Source organism: Campylobacter sp. 107 (assembly GCF_002383835.1).
Taxonomy (GTDB): domain Bacteria; phylum Campylobacterota; class Campylobacteria; order Campylobacterales; family Campylobacteraceae; genus Campylobacter_D; species Campylobacter_D jejuni.
This window is the reverse complement of record NZ_NXBA01000016.1, coordinates 38,159-53,152: the sequence shown is the minus strand read 5'-3', so window position 1 is coordinate 53,152 and position 14,994 is coordinate 38,159. Positions and strand designations below refer to the sequence as shown.

General features: G+C 29.8%; 15 protein-coding genes and 1 tRNA gene. 10 read left to right on the top strand and 6 right to left on the bottom strand.

The window, feature by feature from the left end; all coding sequences use genetic code 11:
• On the bottom strand, positions 1-894 hold the full coding sequence (locus BGS40_RS01170; RefSeq protein WP_087704736.1) for a DnaJ C-terminal domain-containing protein: 894 nt from the start codon (positions 892-894) through the stop codon (positions 1-3).
• A gap of 199 nt (positions 895-1,093) precedes the next feature.
• Here BGS40_RS01170 and htrA point away from each other — a divergent pair, with 199 nt between their 5' ends.
• The 4 genes from htrA to BGS40_RS01150 all read left to right on the top strand — a co-directional run bounded on the left by htrA (position 1,094) and on the right by BGS40_RS01150 (position 4,673).
• Positions 1,094-2,512 (top strand): serine protease HtrA, encoded by a 1,419-nt coding sequence (htrA, locus tag BGS40_RS01165; protein WP_052797637.1) that lies wholly within the window; start codon positions 1,094-1,096, stop codon positions 2,510-2,512.
• A 75-nt stretch (positions 2,513-2,587) separates the two neighbouring features.
• On the top strand, positions 2,588-3,262 hold the full coding sequence (locus BGS40_RS01160) for a response regulator transcription factor (protein ID WP_002853196.1): 675 nt from the start codon (positions 2,588-2,590) through the stop codon (positions 3,260-3,262).
• Positions 3,259-4,506: an ArsS family sensor histidine kinase gene (locus BGS40_RS01155; protein WP_002853241.1), complete on the top strand. Its 1,248-nt coding sequence runs from the start codon at positions 3,259-3,261 to the stop codon at positions 4,504-4,506. The genes BGS40_RS01160 and BGS40_RS01155 overlap by 4 nt, the downstream gene beginning before the upstream one ends.
• Before the next feature lie 92 nt (positions 4,507-4,598).
• A tRNA-Asn gene (locus BGS40_RS01150) sits at positions 4,599-4,673 on the top strand.
• A gap of 88 nt (positions 4,674-4,761) precedes the next feature.
• Here the strand turns inward: BGS40_RS01150 and BGS40_RS01145 are convergent.
• Positions 4,762-5,010, bottom strand: a complete 249-nt coding sequence (locus BGS40_RS01145; protein ID WP_002898486.1) for a ribbon-helix-helix domain-containing protein — start codon at positions 5,008-5,010, stop codon at positions 4,762-4,764.
• A 10-nt stretch (positions 5,011-5,020) separates the two neighbouring features.
• Entirely contained in the window at positions 5,021-5,620 is a 600-nt protein-coding gene (locus BGS40_RS01140; RefSeq protein ID WP_002898488.1) for a bacteriohemerythrin, read from the bottom strand.
• 148 nt (positions 5,621-5,768) lie between these two features.
• Between BGS40_RS01140 and dccR the strand changes: the two genes are divergently transcribed.
• Entirely contained in the window at positions 5,769-6,434 is a 666-nt protein-coding gene (gene dccR, locus BGS40_RS01135; protein ID WP_052781683.1) for a two-component system response regulator DccR, read from the top strand.
• Positions 6,427-7,617, top strand: a complete 1,191-nt coding sequence (gene dccS / locus BGS40_RS01130; RefSeq protein WP_096738245.1) for a two-component system sensor histidine kinase DccS — start codon at positions 6,427-6,429, stop codon at positions 7,615-7,617. The genes dccR and dccS overlap by 8 nt, the downstream gene beginning before the upstream one ends.
• 43 nt (positions 7,618-7,660) lie before the next feature.
• Here the strand turns inward: dccS and groL are convergent, their stop codons facing one another.
• Positions 7,661-9,298 (bottom strand): chaperonin GroEL, encoded by a 1,638-nt coding sequence (gene groL, locus BGS40_RS01125; protein ID WP_002859291.1) that lies wholly within the window; start codon positions 9,296-9,298, stop codon positions 7,661-7,663.
• Positions 9,299-9,318: 20 nt separating this feature from the next.
• Positions 9,319-9,579 (bottom strand): co-chaperone GroES, encoded by a 261-nt coding sequence (groES, locus tag BGS40_RS01120; RefSeq protein WP_002825273.1) that lies wholly within the window; start codon positions 9,577-9,579, stop codon positions 9,319-9,321.
• A 161-nt stretch (positions 9,580-9,740) separates the two neighbouring features.
• Between groES and BGS40_RS01115 the strand changes: the two genes are divergently transcribed.
• The 4 genes from BGS40_RS01115 to BGS40_RS01100 are packed head-to-tail and all read left to right on the top strand — an operon-like array spanning position 9,741 to position 13,750.
• On the top strand, positions 9,741-12,281 hold the full coding sequence (locus BGS40_RS01115) for a hypothetical protein (RefSeq protein WP_038401506.1): 2,541 nt from the start codon (positions 9,741-9,743) through the stop codon (positions 12,279-12,281).
• A gap of 8 nt (positions 12,282-12,289) precedes the next feature.
• Entirely contained in the window at positions 12,290-12,901 is a 612-nt protein-coding gene (locus BGS40_RS01110) for a riboflavin synthase (protein WP_087704739.1), read from the top strand.
• A complete protein-coding gene (locus BGS40_RS01105; protein WP_087704740.1) occupies positions 12,865-13,545 on the top strand; it encodes a polyphenol oxidase family protein in 681 nt (226 codons plus the stop codon). The genes BGS40_RS01110 and BGS40_RS01105 overlap by 37 nt, the downstream gene beginning before the upstream one ends.
• Position 13,546: 1 nt before the next feature.
• Positions 13,547-13,750, top strand: coding sequence for a hypothetical protein (locus tag BGS40_RS01100; RefSeq protein ID WP_087704741.1), 204 nt, complete (start codon positions 13,547-13,549; stop codon positions 13,748-13,750).
• On the opposite strand, the gene BGS40_RS01095 is transcribed toward BGS40_RS01100, so the two are convergent.
• Positions 13,747-14,907 (bottom strand): M23 family metallopeptidase, encoded by a 1,161-nt coding sequence (locus BGS40_RS01095; RefSeq protein WP_002852845.1) that lies wholly within the window; start codon positions 14,905-14,907, stop codon positions 13,747-13,749. The two genes, BGS40_RS01100 and BGS40_RS01095, sit on opposite strands and share 4 nt — an antisense overlap.
• Positions 14,908-14,994: the final 87 nt, after the last annotated feature.

Below are 14,994 nucleotides of genomic sequence, written 5' to 3'. Positions count from 1 at the left end.
TTAAGGTAATTTTTCTTTTAAGAGTTCTATAAATTTTTCATCAAGAGTATCTAAATTTGGCAAAACAACATTTAAAATCAAATACATATCCCCATAAATATTACTTTTTCTATTTTGCACCCCATAACCTTTTAAACGAATTTTTTGGTTATTTTTTGAATTAGGCGTTATGTTAATTGTCGCTTCTTCCTTGCCTTCTTTGAGTGTTTTTATATTTATTTTTCCACCAAAAAGTGCAGTTTTTAAAGAAATATCAACTTTTTGATATAAATCATCATCTTCTCTTGTGTAAATAGGACTTTCTTCTATTTTTACAATAATGATTAAATCTCCTCTAGCTCCATTTCTGCTTTGTTTTCCTTTAGAGCGAATTCTTAGTTTCTCGCCTTCTTTTATACCATGTGGAATTTTAAATTTAATGGTTTCGCCTTGAAAATTAAAACTATGTTCCCCGCCTTTAACAGCTTTTTCGAAAGGAATGTGAAGCTCTAGATTGCTGTCTAAAATTTCTTCTTCAAAACCTCCAAATCCTCCAAAACCACTGCTAAAGCCTTTTGAAGAAAAGCCGTTAAAACCCCCTCTTGAGCGTCCACCAAAGCCTCCTCCAAAGAGATCTTTTAAAATATCGTCCAAATTTACCCCACCAGTATTTCTTGAAAAATCATGAAAACTTTGTCCACCAAACATAGAATCGCCGTATTGGTCATACTGAGCTCGTTTTTTTTCGTCACTTAAAATTTCATAAGCAGCATTAATTTCTTTAAATTTTTCTTCAGCACCTTTTTCTTTGTTGATATCAGGATGATATTTTCTAGCTAGGCGACGGTAAGCTTTTTTTATTTCATCTGCACTAGCGTTTTTGCTAACTTCAAGAGTTTCGTATAAACTATTCATGTTATATTTCCTTAAAAATTTTTACTTGATTATATAGAGGATTAAATTATAACATAAACTTTAGCCTAAGTCAATCAAGTTTTATAAATTTTTATCACTCAAGGTTTTATTTACAATTTTGTAAATTTTCGGTTTTATACTATGAAGACAGTAAAATATTTTACGAGATAATTTATCTTTAAGAACAAAAGGAAATGAAATGAAAAAGATTTTTTTATCATTAAGTTTAGCAAGTGCTTTATTTGCTGCAAGTATTAATTTTAACGAATCGACTGCAACGGCTAATCGTGTGAATCCTGCTGCTGGAAATGCAGTGCTTTCTTATCATGATTCTATTAAAGATGCAAAAAAATCAGTGGTTAATATTTCCACCTCAAAAACTATTACAAGAGCAAATCGTCCAAGCCCTTTGGATGATTTTTTTAATGATCCTTATTTTAAACAATTTTTTGATTTTGATTTTCCTCAAAGAAAAGGAAAAAATGATAAAGAAGTGGTGAGTTCTTTGGGATCAGGGGTGATTATTTCAAAAGATGGTTATATAGTAACAAATAATCACGTTGTAGATGATGCTGATACGATTACAGTGAATTTACCAGGAAGCGACATAGAATATAAAGCAAAACTTATAGGTAAAGATCCAAAAACAGATTTGGCTGTTATAAAAATAGAGGCTAATAATCTTTCAGCTATTACTTTTACAAATTCTGATGATTTAATGGAAGGAGATGTTGTTTTTGCACTTGGAAATCCTTTTGGAGTTGGTTTTAGTGTTACAAGTGGGATAATATCTGCTTTAAACAAAGACAATATAGGTTTAAATCAATATGAAAATTTTATACAAACAGATGCTTCTATCAATCCAGGAAATTCAGGTGGAGCTTTGGTGGATAGTCGCGGATATTTAGTAGGTATTAATTCAGCTATTCTTTCTCGTGGTGGTGGAAATAACGGCATAGGTTTTGCCATACCTTCAAATATGGTTAAAGATATAGCTAAAAAACTTATTGAAAAAGGCAAGATTGATAGAGGATTTTTAGGTGTGACTATTTTAGCTTTGCAAGGTGATACTAAAAAAGCTTACAAAAATCAAGAAGGAGCTTTAATCACTGATGTTCAAAAAGGTTCAAGTGCTGATGAAGCAGGGCTTAAGCGTGGAGATTTAGTTACTAAAGTTAATGATAAGGTTATAAAAAGTCCTATTGATCTTAAAAATTATATAGGAACTTTAGAGATTGGTCAAAAAATTTCATTAAGTTACGAAAGAGATGGAGAAAATAAGCAAGTAAGTTTTATTCTTAAAGGTGAAAAAGAAAATCCTAAAGGCGTACAAAGCGATTTAATTGATGGTTTGAGTTTGAGAAATTTAGATCCAAGACTTAAGGATCGTTTGCAAATTCCAAAAGATGTTAATGGTGTTTTGGTTGATAGTGTTAAAGAAAAGAGCAAAGGAAAAAATTCTGGTTTCCAAGAGGGTGATATTATCATAGGTGTTGGACAAAGTGAAATTAAAAATTTAAAAGATTTAGAACAAGCTTTAAAACAAGTTAATAAAAAAGAATTTACCAAAGTTTGGGTATATCGCAATGGTTTTGCGACTTTGCTTGTGCTTAAATAAAAATAACGGAAGGATTTTCCTTTCGTTATAAATTTTAGTTTAAAATTAAAATTAAGTTTAAAATAAAGGAAAACTATGACAAATATTCTTATGATAGAAGATGATTTAGAATTAGCAGAAATTACAGCTGAATATTTGGAAAAATTTGATATGAAAGTTGATATAGCTCATGAACCTTATATAGGTCTTTCTAAGCTTGCATTAAAAGAATATCAGCTTATCATTTTAGACCTTTCTTTGCCAGGGCTTGATGGGCTTGAAGTGTGTGAAGAGATTCGTAAAAAGTATGATACGCCTATTATTGTTTCAAGCGCAAGACATGATATTACAGATAAGGTTAATGCTTTAGAGCTTGGAGCAGATGATTACCTACCAAAACCTTATAATCCAAAAGAATTACAAGCACGTATTAAAAGTCATTTAAGACGTATTTCAAATACAAAAAGCGCCATAGCAAAAAGTGTAAAAGATCTTGTTTATGATCAATATAAGCATATTATTACCATGAAAGGACAAGAGCTTACTTTAACTAATGCTGAATTTGATATTTTAAGCTATTTGATTAAAAAAGAGGGTGGAGTGGTAAGTCGTGAAGAGCTTGTTTATAATTGTTCTTCTATTAGTGAGGATTCTAGTAATAAAAGTATAGATGTTATTATCAGTAGAATTCGTCAAAAGATGGGAGATGATCCAAAAACTCCAAAATATATTCACTCTATACGTGGAATAGGTTATAAGCTTACTCAATGAATAAATCTTCGATTTTTTATACTATAACTTTTATTTTTATTTTTGCTGGGGTTAGTGTTATACTTGGCTTTTTGTGGCTTATAGAATATGATCAGCAAAATTATACTAGAGAATTAAACACAAAATATTCTTTGATAGCTAATGCAAGGCTCTTAAATTTTGCAGGAGTTATCAGTGAAAAAGAATTTGAAGAGCAGACAAAAAATTATAATAAAATGGATGAGATAACAGAAGCAAAGCAGATCCGTAAAATTCTTTTTAGAGGTGATGTTTTAGCTAGGGTTGAGGTTAATAATGGCTTAATCGAGATTATTTCTTATAATAGACAGGTGTATTTAAATATTATTTATGATGGAAAGGTTTATCTTTATAAGGATCAAGATTATCAAACCTATAGGTATTTTATTATCAAAGCTATAGCTGTAGCTGTGATTTGTATTCTTGTATTGCTTTATATTTATATATTTAAAAAATTAAAACCACTTAAAAGACTTAAAAAACAAATTGATAAATTTGCCCAAGGAAAGCTTGGTGATATAGAAGATGTAAGCACTGGAGTGGATGAAATTTCACAAGTAAGTGAAGCTTTTTATCAAGCTATTGTTCAAATTCGAAAGTTAAACCAATCTCGTCAGTTTTTTTTAAGAAATATTATGCATGAACTCAAAACTCCTATTACTAAAGGGCTCTTAACTTTAGAAATGATAGAAGATAATAAATATAAAGAGCGCTTAAATGGGGTTTTTACTAGACTTGAAATTTTAATTAATGAATTTGCTGCTATTGAGCAAATTACTTCAGGGGCTGCTTTTATAAATAGAAAAAAATACAATATTTTAGATGTTTTAGATGAAGCCAAAGAAATTGCAATGCGAGATGATAGCAATATACGTATTTTTATGGAAGAAAGTTTTTTTGTAAATGTGGATTTTAAACTTTTTACTACGGCGATTAAAAATATGATAGATAATGGTATTAAACATTCTGAAGATGGGTTTGTGCAAATTGATATTATAGATGATTATATTTGTTTTAAAAATCGTGGTCCTGAGCTTAACAATACTTTAGAATACTATACTCAAGCTTTTACTCAAGGATCAAAACAAAAATCAAGTTTTGGATTAGGGCTTTATATTGTAAATACTATTTTAGAAACACATGGAATGAAGCTTGATTATTTATATGAAGATGGGGTAAATTTGTTTTATTTTAGAAATTTAAAAAGTGTTATTGTTAAGGAGTAAATTAATTTTTTTACATAAAAAATGCATTTTTGTGAAAAAACCCTTGACAAAGTTTTTTAATTTCACTATAATCACATTTTACTTTTAAATATTCCGGATTAGCTCAGCGGTAGAGTAGTCGGCTGTTAACCGATTGGTCGTAGGTTCGAATCCTACATCCGGAGCCACTTTTTTAACTCCATTTTTAATATTCATAAATGTATTTTAATATAAAAAAATAATAAGTCTTTATCACAAAAAATTGTGATAAAGTTTTTATTTTGTTTGTTTAAGATTTTTGATAATTTTATCTATTTTTTTACTCGCCTTTTGATAATCCCCATCTTTAAGTTCTTCTAGGGCGTTAACAGCAAAAGAAAAATCTTCAACTTCATTAAGATAAACCTCTATAGCTTCTTTTACTATGGCTGATTTTGGTTTAGAAAGATTTTTACTTAAATTATCCAAACGCTCCTTAAGCTCTAAAGGTATTCTAAAAGAATAAGTTTTTACATTGCGTTTCATTTTATCCTCCTTAAGAATGTTTTTTGTAAAATTTTATAGCTTGTTTACAAGTTTTACAAGTAAATTTATGACCTTGTGATTCTATTTTTTGATGAATGATATAAGGAACATCGTGAATTTTACCAGGACAATTACAGGTATAAAGATAAAATTGTGGATGCTCATTATCTTCATCTTCTGCTGCTTCAAAGCTAACATCACCACCATCATCTGTAGACAAAGAAGAGCTTCTCCATTCTTCAACTTTCATGTCTTCATATAGTATGTGTTCTAAAAGCCACTTTTTAGCCACTATATAAAGTTTTTCTTTAAGATCATTGGTTGATTTGATATCTTTGATTAAGTTAATCATGGTTTGGATGATTTCTTTGTGTATTTTTCGATGTTCTTCTAAATTTGGATAGCCTATTAGCTGCATGTATTTTTCTTCATCATTAAAGTGATCTTTCATATAATTAAAAAATTCAGCCAAAAGTTCTTTGACTTCATTTTTACTTACAGATCTATCTGATACAACTTCAACTTTTGCAGCAAGTTCAAAAAGCTTTTTATGTTGCTCATCAATTTTAGCATTGTGTACACTATAGCTGTTATCCCATTTTGGAAGCATTTTAACCCCTTAAGGAAAAATTTATTTGTATAAAAGGATTATAGATAAAAATAAATTAAATAAAAATGAAATTTTATTAAATAAATTGATAAGAATTTTGATACAATGATATATATTTAAGAGATTTGAAGTTAGAAAGATTTAAATTATGGCTGCTAAAATTTTACTTTTAGAAGATGATTTGAGCTTGAGTGAGATCATTGAAGAGTTTTTAAACGATGAGGGATATGAAGTATTTTTATGCGATAATGCGCAAGAAGCTTTAGATATGGCTTATGAAAGATATTTTGATCTTTGGATTTTAGATGTAAAAGTTCCTTTAGGAGATGGATTTTCATTGCTTAAAGAATTAAGAAAAAGCGGAAAGCAAACCCCAGCGATTTTCATGACTTCTCTAAACACAACAAACGATTTAAAACAAGGCTTTGAAGCAGGTTGTGATGATTATATAAAAAAACCTTTTGAACTTGCCGAGTTATCTATTAGGGTTAAAGCTTTGCTTAAAAGAGCTTTTTCACATAAAAATGAAGATTTTGAAGATTTAGGGGGTGGATTTAGATTTGAATTTACTACACAAATTCTTTATCATAATAATAAAGCCTTGACTTTACCGAGTAAAGAAATAAAGCTTTTGTCTTTATTGCTTAAAAATAAAAACAACTTTTTAAGCACAGAGAGAATTTTTGAAGAACTCTGGGATTATGATGAGGAGCCTAGTGAGCTAAGTTTAAGGGCTTATGTGAAAAATTTACGTAAAATTTTAGGAAAAGAAAAAATTATAAATCAAAGAGGCAGGGGATATTGCTATGGCTAAAAAAGTCATTAGGCAAATTTTATTAATTTACCTAACAACTACAGGTATTTTTTTAACTATTTTTTTTGCATTATGGTATCAAAAATTATATGAAGAATTAGTTGTTTTAAAGGGTGCCACTTTGAGAGAAAGTCATAGAAATATTGTTATAAGCATCTTAAATTCTCGTTTTACCCCTATAGATATAAGCGCAAAAAATATTGCTCAAAGCACAGCACTAAAATTTGCTATATTTGATGCTAAAAAGATTGTTTTTAGTAATATAGATTTTGATTTAAGAAAAGCAAAAATTGAGCTTAAAGGTAGAGGTATTTGTGATAATAAGGTTTTTTTCCTTGCTCCTATGAGTGCAGATCATTATTTTTTAAGACATGCTAGCAATGAAGAAGTAAATACTAACGATGGTTTGCAAATTTTAATACAGGGTGAAGATGTTGGCAAAGATCTTTTTTGGATTAGAACGAAAGTTTTTAGTTTTGCTATTATGGCTTTTTGCATATTGGGTTTAATATCTTATATTTTAGTAAAAATTGCTCTAAAGCCTTTAGAGGATAAAATCAGCACACTAGATCGTTTTATTAAAGATTCAACTCATGAACTCAATACCCCATTAAGTGTTATTTTGATGAGTATAGAACAACTTGAGCATCAAAATTTAGGAGATAATACTAAATTTACAAGGATTAAGCTTGCTGCAAAAAGTTTGTCTCAAGTGTACTCTGATCTTGTTTTTTATAATTTCCCTAATACCTTAGAAACAGAAAAACAAAAATTTGATTTAAGAATACTACTTGAAGAAAGATTGGAATATTTTAAAGTATTTTTTGAGCAAAAGAAAATTACACTAAAGCTTGATTTAAATCAAGCAAATATTTTTGCTCCTAAAAGTCAAATTTCTAAATTGATTGATAATCTTATAAGCAATGCTATTAAATATAATAAAAAAGGTGGAGTAATTTCTATAAGTTTAAAAGCCAATTTTTTAAGTATTGCGGATACAGGTTGTGGAATTTCAAAGTCCAATTTAAATCATATTTTTGATAGGTATGCAAGATTTAATACTGATCAAGGAGGATTTGGCATAGGGCTTTCTTTGGTAAAAAAAGTTTGTGATGATAATGATATTAAGATTATTTGCGAATCTGTAGAAAATCAAGGGAGTGTTTTTAAATTAAATTGGTAATCAGCAAGGAATTTTCCTTGCTGATAAGAGGTTAGAGCAGATATTACATCATTCCGCCCATGCCACCCATTCCTCCCATACCGCTCATATCTGGCATAGCAGGTTTATCTTCTTTAATTTCGCTAATTGTTGCTTCTGTGGTTAAAAGCATACTAGCTACAGAAACCGCATTGAGTAAAGCTACTCTTTCTACTTTAACAGGGTCGATAATTCCACTTTCAAGCATATTAACATATTCGCCTTTTGCAGCATCAAATCCTGTGTTTTCATCTTTAGCATTTTCTACGCTATTTACAACTACACCTGCATCAAATCCTGCATTTTCAGCAATTTGTCTTAAAGGTGCTCTTAAAGCTCTTTCAACGATAGCTGCGCCGATTGCTTCATCACCTTGTAGATCAAGTTTGATTTTAGCTTTTGCTTTGATAAGCGCTGCACCACCACCGATTACTATACCTTCTTCAACTGCTGCTTTAGTAGCGCTTAAAGCATCATCAACACGATCTTTTTTCTCTTTCATTTCAGTTTCAGTTGCTGCACCTACTTTAATAACTGCAACACCACCGCTTAATTTTGCAAGTCTTTCTTGTAATTTTTCTCTGTCATAATCTGAGGTTGTTTCAGCAATTTGTGCTTTGATTTGGTTTACTCTTGCATCGATATTTGCTTTTTCACCTGCGCCATTTACTATGGTTGTATTGTCCTTATCGATGATTACACTAGAAGCTTGTCCAAGATCTTGTATAGTCGCACTTTCAAGAGTTCTTCCAAGTTCTTCAGAAATCACTTCTCCGCCTGTTAAAATCGCTATATCTTCAAGCATAGCTTTTCTTCTATCGCCAAAACCTGGAGCTTTTACTGCTGAAATATTAAGAACACCGCGAAGTTTATTTACAACCAAAGTTGCAAGCGCTTCGCCTTCAATATCTTCAGCGATAATTAAAAGTGGTTTGCCTGTTTTTTGAATTTGTTCTAAAACCGGTAATAAATCTTTTAAATTTGCAATTTTTTTATCAAAAAGCAGGATATAAGGGCTTGAAAGCTCTACTGTCATTTTTTCTGCATTAGTGATAAAATAAGGGCTTAAATAACCTCTGTCAAATTGCATACCTTCAACTACATTTAATTCATCATTGATTGATTTTGCCTCTTCAACAGTGATAACACCATCTTTGCCTACTTTTTCCATAGCATCAGCAATTAAATTGCCGATTTTTTCATCAGAGTTGGCTGAAATTGTAGCAACTTGTGCAATTTCTTTTTTATCTTTTACTTCGCGAGAAAGTTTTTTAAGTTCTGCTACTATAGCTTCGCAAGCCTTATCCATACCGCGTTTTACTTCGATAGGATTTGCACCTGCTGTGATATTTCTTAAACCTTCTTTGAAAATTGCATGAGCTAAAACCGTTGCAGTAGTTGTTCCATCGCCTGCTTGATCAGCTGTTTTACTCGCTACTTCTCTTACGAGTGAAGCACCCATATTTTCAAGACTATCTTTAAGCTCTACTTCTTTAGCAACACTTACGCCATCTTTAGTAATGCTTGGAGCACCAAAGCTTTTTTGGATTAAAACATTGCGTCCTCTTGGCCCCATAGTTACTTTTACTGCGTCATTAAGTTTTTTAACGCCCTCGTAAAGTTTATTTCTTGCTTCATCTGAAAAAATAATTTCTTTTGCCATTTTTTATCCTTTTTTATAAATTATTTTAAAATTCCTAAGATATCATCTAAATTTAAAACTAAATATTCATTATTATCAAGTTTAATTTCTGTTCCACCGTATTTAGCAAACACGATTTTATCACCATTTGCAATATCAGTGATTTCTTTACTTACTGCTACTACTTCACCCATTAAAGGCTTTTCTTTAGCATTATCTGGTATAATTATGCCTGAGGCTGTTGTTTTAGTTTCTTCTACGCGTTTAACTAGAACACGCTTTCCTAAAGGTTGAAAATTCATTTTTGTCCATCCTTAAAAATATTGATTTTAGCACTCTTTAATTTAGAGTGATAATATCATACTATAAAAAATGAATTTTGTCAATACTTTAAATTAAAATATTTATAAAAGTTTAGTTTTATAGACTAAAGTTATTTTATAAAATAAACTAAAGGATAAAAATGAAAAAGATTTTTTATGGCATTGTAGCTTTTGTTGTTGTGCTTTTAATCGCTCTTTGTACCATGCTTTTTACAAGTTTTGGTAATAATATAGTGGCAAATATAGCACAAAAAAAGATCAAAGAAAATGCGGGATTAGATGTAAATATCACGCGTTTTAATTTGCGTTTTTCAAGTCTTGAACTGCAAGCAAATATTGCAAATATGGCAGATTTCAATCTCAAGGGAGCTTTGAGTCCTTTTAAGCTTGGATTTGATCTTGACTATCTTATTTCTTTAAAGCAAAATTATGCTAAAAATTTAGGTTTAAATTTAAATCAAAACCTTTCTTTTGGCGGTAAAATTCAAGGCAAGGCAAGTGATTTTGCTTTAGATGGAAGGGGTTACTTACTAGGTTCAAATGTACTTTTAAATGCGAGAATGTATAATTACAGCCCTATCGCTTTAAATTTAGATGCACAAAATCTTAAGATAGAAGAAATACTTCATCTTTTATCTTATCCTAGTTATGCTAAAGGTTTTTTAAATGCTCAGGCAAAAATTTCAGCACAGAATTTAAAACCTGATGGAAATATTATCATAAAACTTGATACAAGCTATATAAACTACGAGGCGATAAAAAAAGATTTTTCTTTAGACTTGCCTTTAAATTCTAATCCTAAAGCAGAAATTTTAGCCAATGTTAAAGAAGATAAGATTTATGCTGTAAGTAAAATTTACAATGATTATCTTAACTTACAAACCCAAAAAACTCTTTATGATATGAGTAAGAATATTTTAAGTACTGATTTTAATTTAAATATTCCTTCTCTTGCAAAGCTTGAAAAACTTACAAAAACTAGATTAAATGGTAGTTTGGGCGTGATAGGCGAAACAAGTGTTGTAAATAATGCCTTATCAAGTTTAAATGCTCAAGTTATCGGACTTGGTGGAGAGGTAAAGGCAAGTTTGAAAAATAATAAAATTTTTGCAGATATTAATGAAGCAAGTTTGGAAAAATTATTAGCTCTTGCAGGATATGGAGCTTTAGTTTCTGGAAATTTAAATGCTAAACTTTTAAATGCGGATTTGGATTTTTCTAATTTCGATCTTGAGGCAAAAATAAACAATGCAAAGATTAACACCAATGAGCTTAAAAAAATTGCTAAAATAGAACTTCCAAATACAATTTTTAGTCTTGATGCTAAAGCAAATGCAAAAAATAGTAATATTTCTTACAATGCTTTACTTGCTTCAAATTTACTTAATATCAAAAAACTTCAAGGAACTTATAATTTAAAAAATAGTGAGTTAAATACAGATTTAAATGCTTTTATTGATGATTTGTCTCAGTTTAGTGCTATAGCGGGACAAAAATTACAAGGTAAGGCAGATCTTAATGCAAAAGCTCATATTATAGGTACTCAAATACAAAATTTAAATGCAAATGCAAATTTGGCAGATGGCGTAATCAAAGCTGATTCAAATGGTAAAAAACTTGATTTGAACATTGATAAACTTGATTTATCTAAACTTTTTGTTATAGCAGGTATGCCAAATTATGCCAGTGGGGTTGTTAATGCAAAAGTTAATTTAGATAATATCGATTTTAACAACCTTAATGGTAAAGCAAATTTAGAGGCTAAAGGCATTTTAAATGCTGCAACCTTAAGTAAAATTTTAAATAAAAATTTTCCAAACAATACAAGTTATGATTTAAATACCAAAATTAATTTTAAAAACAATATCGCTCAATTTGATTCTGTTTTAAATTCATCTTTAGCTGATCTTACAAAACTACAAGGAAGTTTTGATATAAGTAAGATGCTTTTAAATTCAGATTTTAATTTAAAGATAAATGATTTTTCAAAACTAGGCTTTTTGTTAGATAGAAAACTTAAAGGTAAGGCAGAATTTAATGGAAAGGTAGGTTTTGATAAGAGTTTAAATTTTGTTGTAAATAGTCCAAATTTATTTGAAGGAAAACTTCAAAGCACACTTAAAGATAACCTTTTACTTGCTGATTTAAATGGAGTGGATTTAAGTAGTCTAGCTCAGGGTTTGGATTTTATGGATATTTATCAAGGTAAGGCGGACATGAAGGCAAATTACAATCTTTTAAGCGAAGAAGGCGAGGTTAATTTGGATATGAAAGAGGGTAAATTAAAACCAAATCTTATTACCAATGCTTTAAAAATTTTAACATTAAAAGATATTACAGATGATGTTTATCGTACTGCTAATGCTAAAGCTTTGATTAAAAAAGAAAATATCAAGCTTGATCTTAATATGCAAGCAGATCGTTCTTATATTTTAGTACAATCAGGAGCTTTAAATTCTAAAAGTGGAGCTTTAAATTTGCCTTTTGATATTAAACTCGATAGAGCTAATTTTAAAGGAAGTATTACAGGAACTACAGAAAATCCTAAAGTAAATTTAAATGCAGGAAGTGTTTTAAATTCTATTAAAAATGTAGTAGGTGGCGGCGTGAGTGATGGTGCTAAAAATACAGGCAATAAAGTGGATAAAGCGGTAAATAAATTATTAAATAAGATTTTCTAAGGTAAAAAATGTTTAATGGACTCATAAGAGAAATTGCCAAAGTTCAATCTTATCAAAACAATACTTTAAGTTTAACAGCTAAGCATCGTCCAAATCTTGGCGATAGTATAGCTGTAAATGGAGCTTGTTTGAGTGTGACAAAACTTTATGAGGGAGGTTTTGAAGTGGAACTTTCTCGCGAAAGTCGCACTCATATAGCTATAGAGAATTTAAAAGATAAAGTTCATATAGAACCTGCTTTAAGATATGGCGATAGAATCGATGGACATCTTATGCAAGGGCATATTGATTTTATCGGCACACTTGAAAAGATTCAAAAAGATGAAAATGGAGTGGATTTTCATATAACTTTACCTAAAGAAGCTATGAAATTTATGGCAGAAAAAGGAAGTATAGCTGTTGATGGGGTAAGCCTTACTATCAATGAAATTTTAAAAAATGGTATTAGGCTTACTATTATTCCTATTACTTTTAAAGAAACGCTTTTTAAGGACTATCAAGTAGGTAGAAAAATAAATATAGAAAGTGATTTACTTGCTCGTTATATTTATGCACAATTACAAGGTAAAAACAAAGGATTATCATGGGAAGAAGTGGAAAGAATTTCTTATCTTTATTAGAAAATGATAAAGTCGGTATTTTTTGTGCTTTTGATAAGGATTATAATGTTTTTAGGGCTAAAATTCATAATGAGAATTTATTTTCTCATTTAGGTTTTAAAGATATTGAAAAATGTGTTTTTATGGATCAAATTCACTCTCATAAAGTTATCATTTATGAAAAAAAATTAAAAAATCTCAGTTGTGATGGACTTATAAGTAAAGAAAAAAATATCGCCCTTTGTGTCTTAAGTGCGGATTGTCTGCCTTTGATCTTATATCATGAAAGTGGCATTATAGCAGCTTTGCATTCAGGTAGAAAAGGAAGCTTTGAAAATATCCTAAAAGAATGCGTTGATCAAATTACTATGCAAAATTCACATTTAGATAAGAATAAATTTCATCTTTTTATTTTACCTGGAATTTGTGCTAAAAATTATGAAATAGATGGAGAAATTTTAGAAATTGCTAAAAAAGAATTTAAAGAATTTGTTCAAGATGATAAACTTGATTTAAAAGCCTTGGTAAAATTTCAAGCTCAAAATTTAGGCATTGAAAATATTAAAGATTGTGGAATTTGTAGTTTTGATGATGAGAGTTTTTTTTCTTATCGTCGCGATAAAACGCCTAAGCGTTTTGTGAGTGTGGTTTATTTAAAGGATTAAAATGTATGAAAGAAAAGATTTAAGAGTGTTAAAAATCATTCAAAAAGCTAGAGAATTTGGCGATGGGGATTTGTTAAATGAAGTTTTGGTGAAACAATTAATTGATGCAGATTTTTGTGAAATTAGTGAAAAAGAAAAAGAAGAGCTTGCAACTCTTCTAAATTCTTTAATCAATGCGAAAGATAAAGCGTTGTTGAGTAATTAAAATTCTATATAGTTTTCAAAATCTTCTTCTTTTGGAGGATTAGGTTGATTCGAGGCTAGGGCTTCTTTAACAACCTGTTCGTATCCAGCTATGATATGTTTAAAATTCTCTTTTGCTTTTCCACTAAGTTCTGATTTGGCGATTTTTACAACAGATGCAGGATTTATAGCTTTATTATTTAAATATACTCCAAAATGCAAATGAGGCCCTGTGCTCATACCTGTTGAACCAACATATGCAATTACTTGTCCTTGATTTACCTTTTGTCCGTTTTTAATTTTTGCAAAACGACTAAGATGAGCATATAAAGTCATATAACCTGAGTCATGCTTGATTTGAATTACATTTCCATAACCACCTTTTGTGCCTATAAAGGTTACTACTCCTTTGCCAGCACTTTTCACAGGAGTTCCAGTAGGTGCAGCATAGTCTATACCAAGATGGGCACGATAGCGTTTTAATATAGGATGATATCTTGCTGTTGTAAAAGGAGAAGAAATTCTAGTGTAATTCACAGGTTTTGTAAGTAAAAAAGATTCTAATTCTTTGCCATCACGATCATAGAATATATCATTATAAGAAAAGACTTCTCTAGCGCTTTTATTGATTTCTACCATTGCCATTTTTATATTTATATCACCCCAAAGTTTACCCATGCGTCTTTTTTGTTCATAATATAGGGTTACTTCATCACCTTTTTGGATATTGCGAAAATTTATACTTCCTCGAAAAGCACGAACCATAGCACGAGCTAAAGTACTGCTACCACTTTCTTCATAGACATCTTGATAAGCAGAGCTTTTAATGGTTAAATGTAAAATTCTATCTTCTTTTTGATAAGATACAGGAGTAAAAGCAAGAGTGTATTGTCCATCTTTATCTTTATAGATATGAATTTGTAAATCATCACTAATTGGAATTAAAACTTGTTCTATGTTGTTGTTTTCATCTTTTAAAACTTGATATTTTATTTTGTAGGCTATATCAGAAGCGAGCTCTTGATCTTCTCTATCAAGTCCATAATAAAGCGACATAGGTATGGAATTTCTTTGTAAGAATTTAAGCAAGGTATCTCCATTATCCCAAGTTAGCTCTTCAACACTTAAAGCTGCAAAACTTTGAACAACAAAAATAAATAAAAGTAATAATTTTTTCATGAGATAACCTTAATTTTTAAAAGAATTTTGAAATTTAAAAGCTATATTTTACTTTATTTTTCTTACAATTGCTTAACAAAAAAGGAT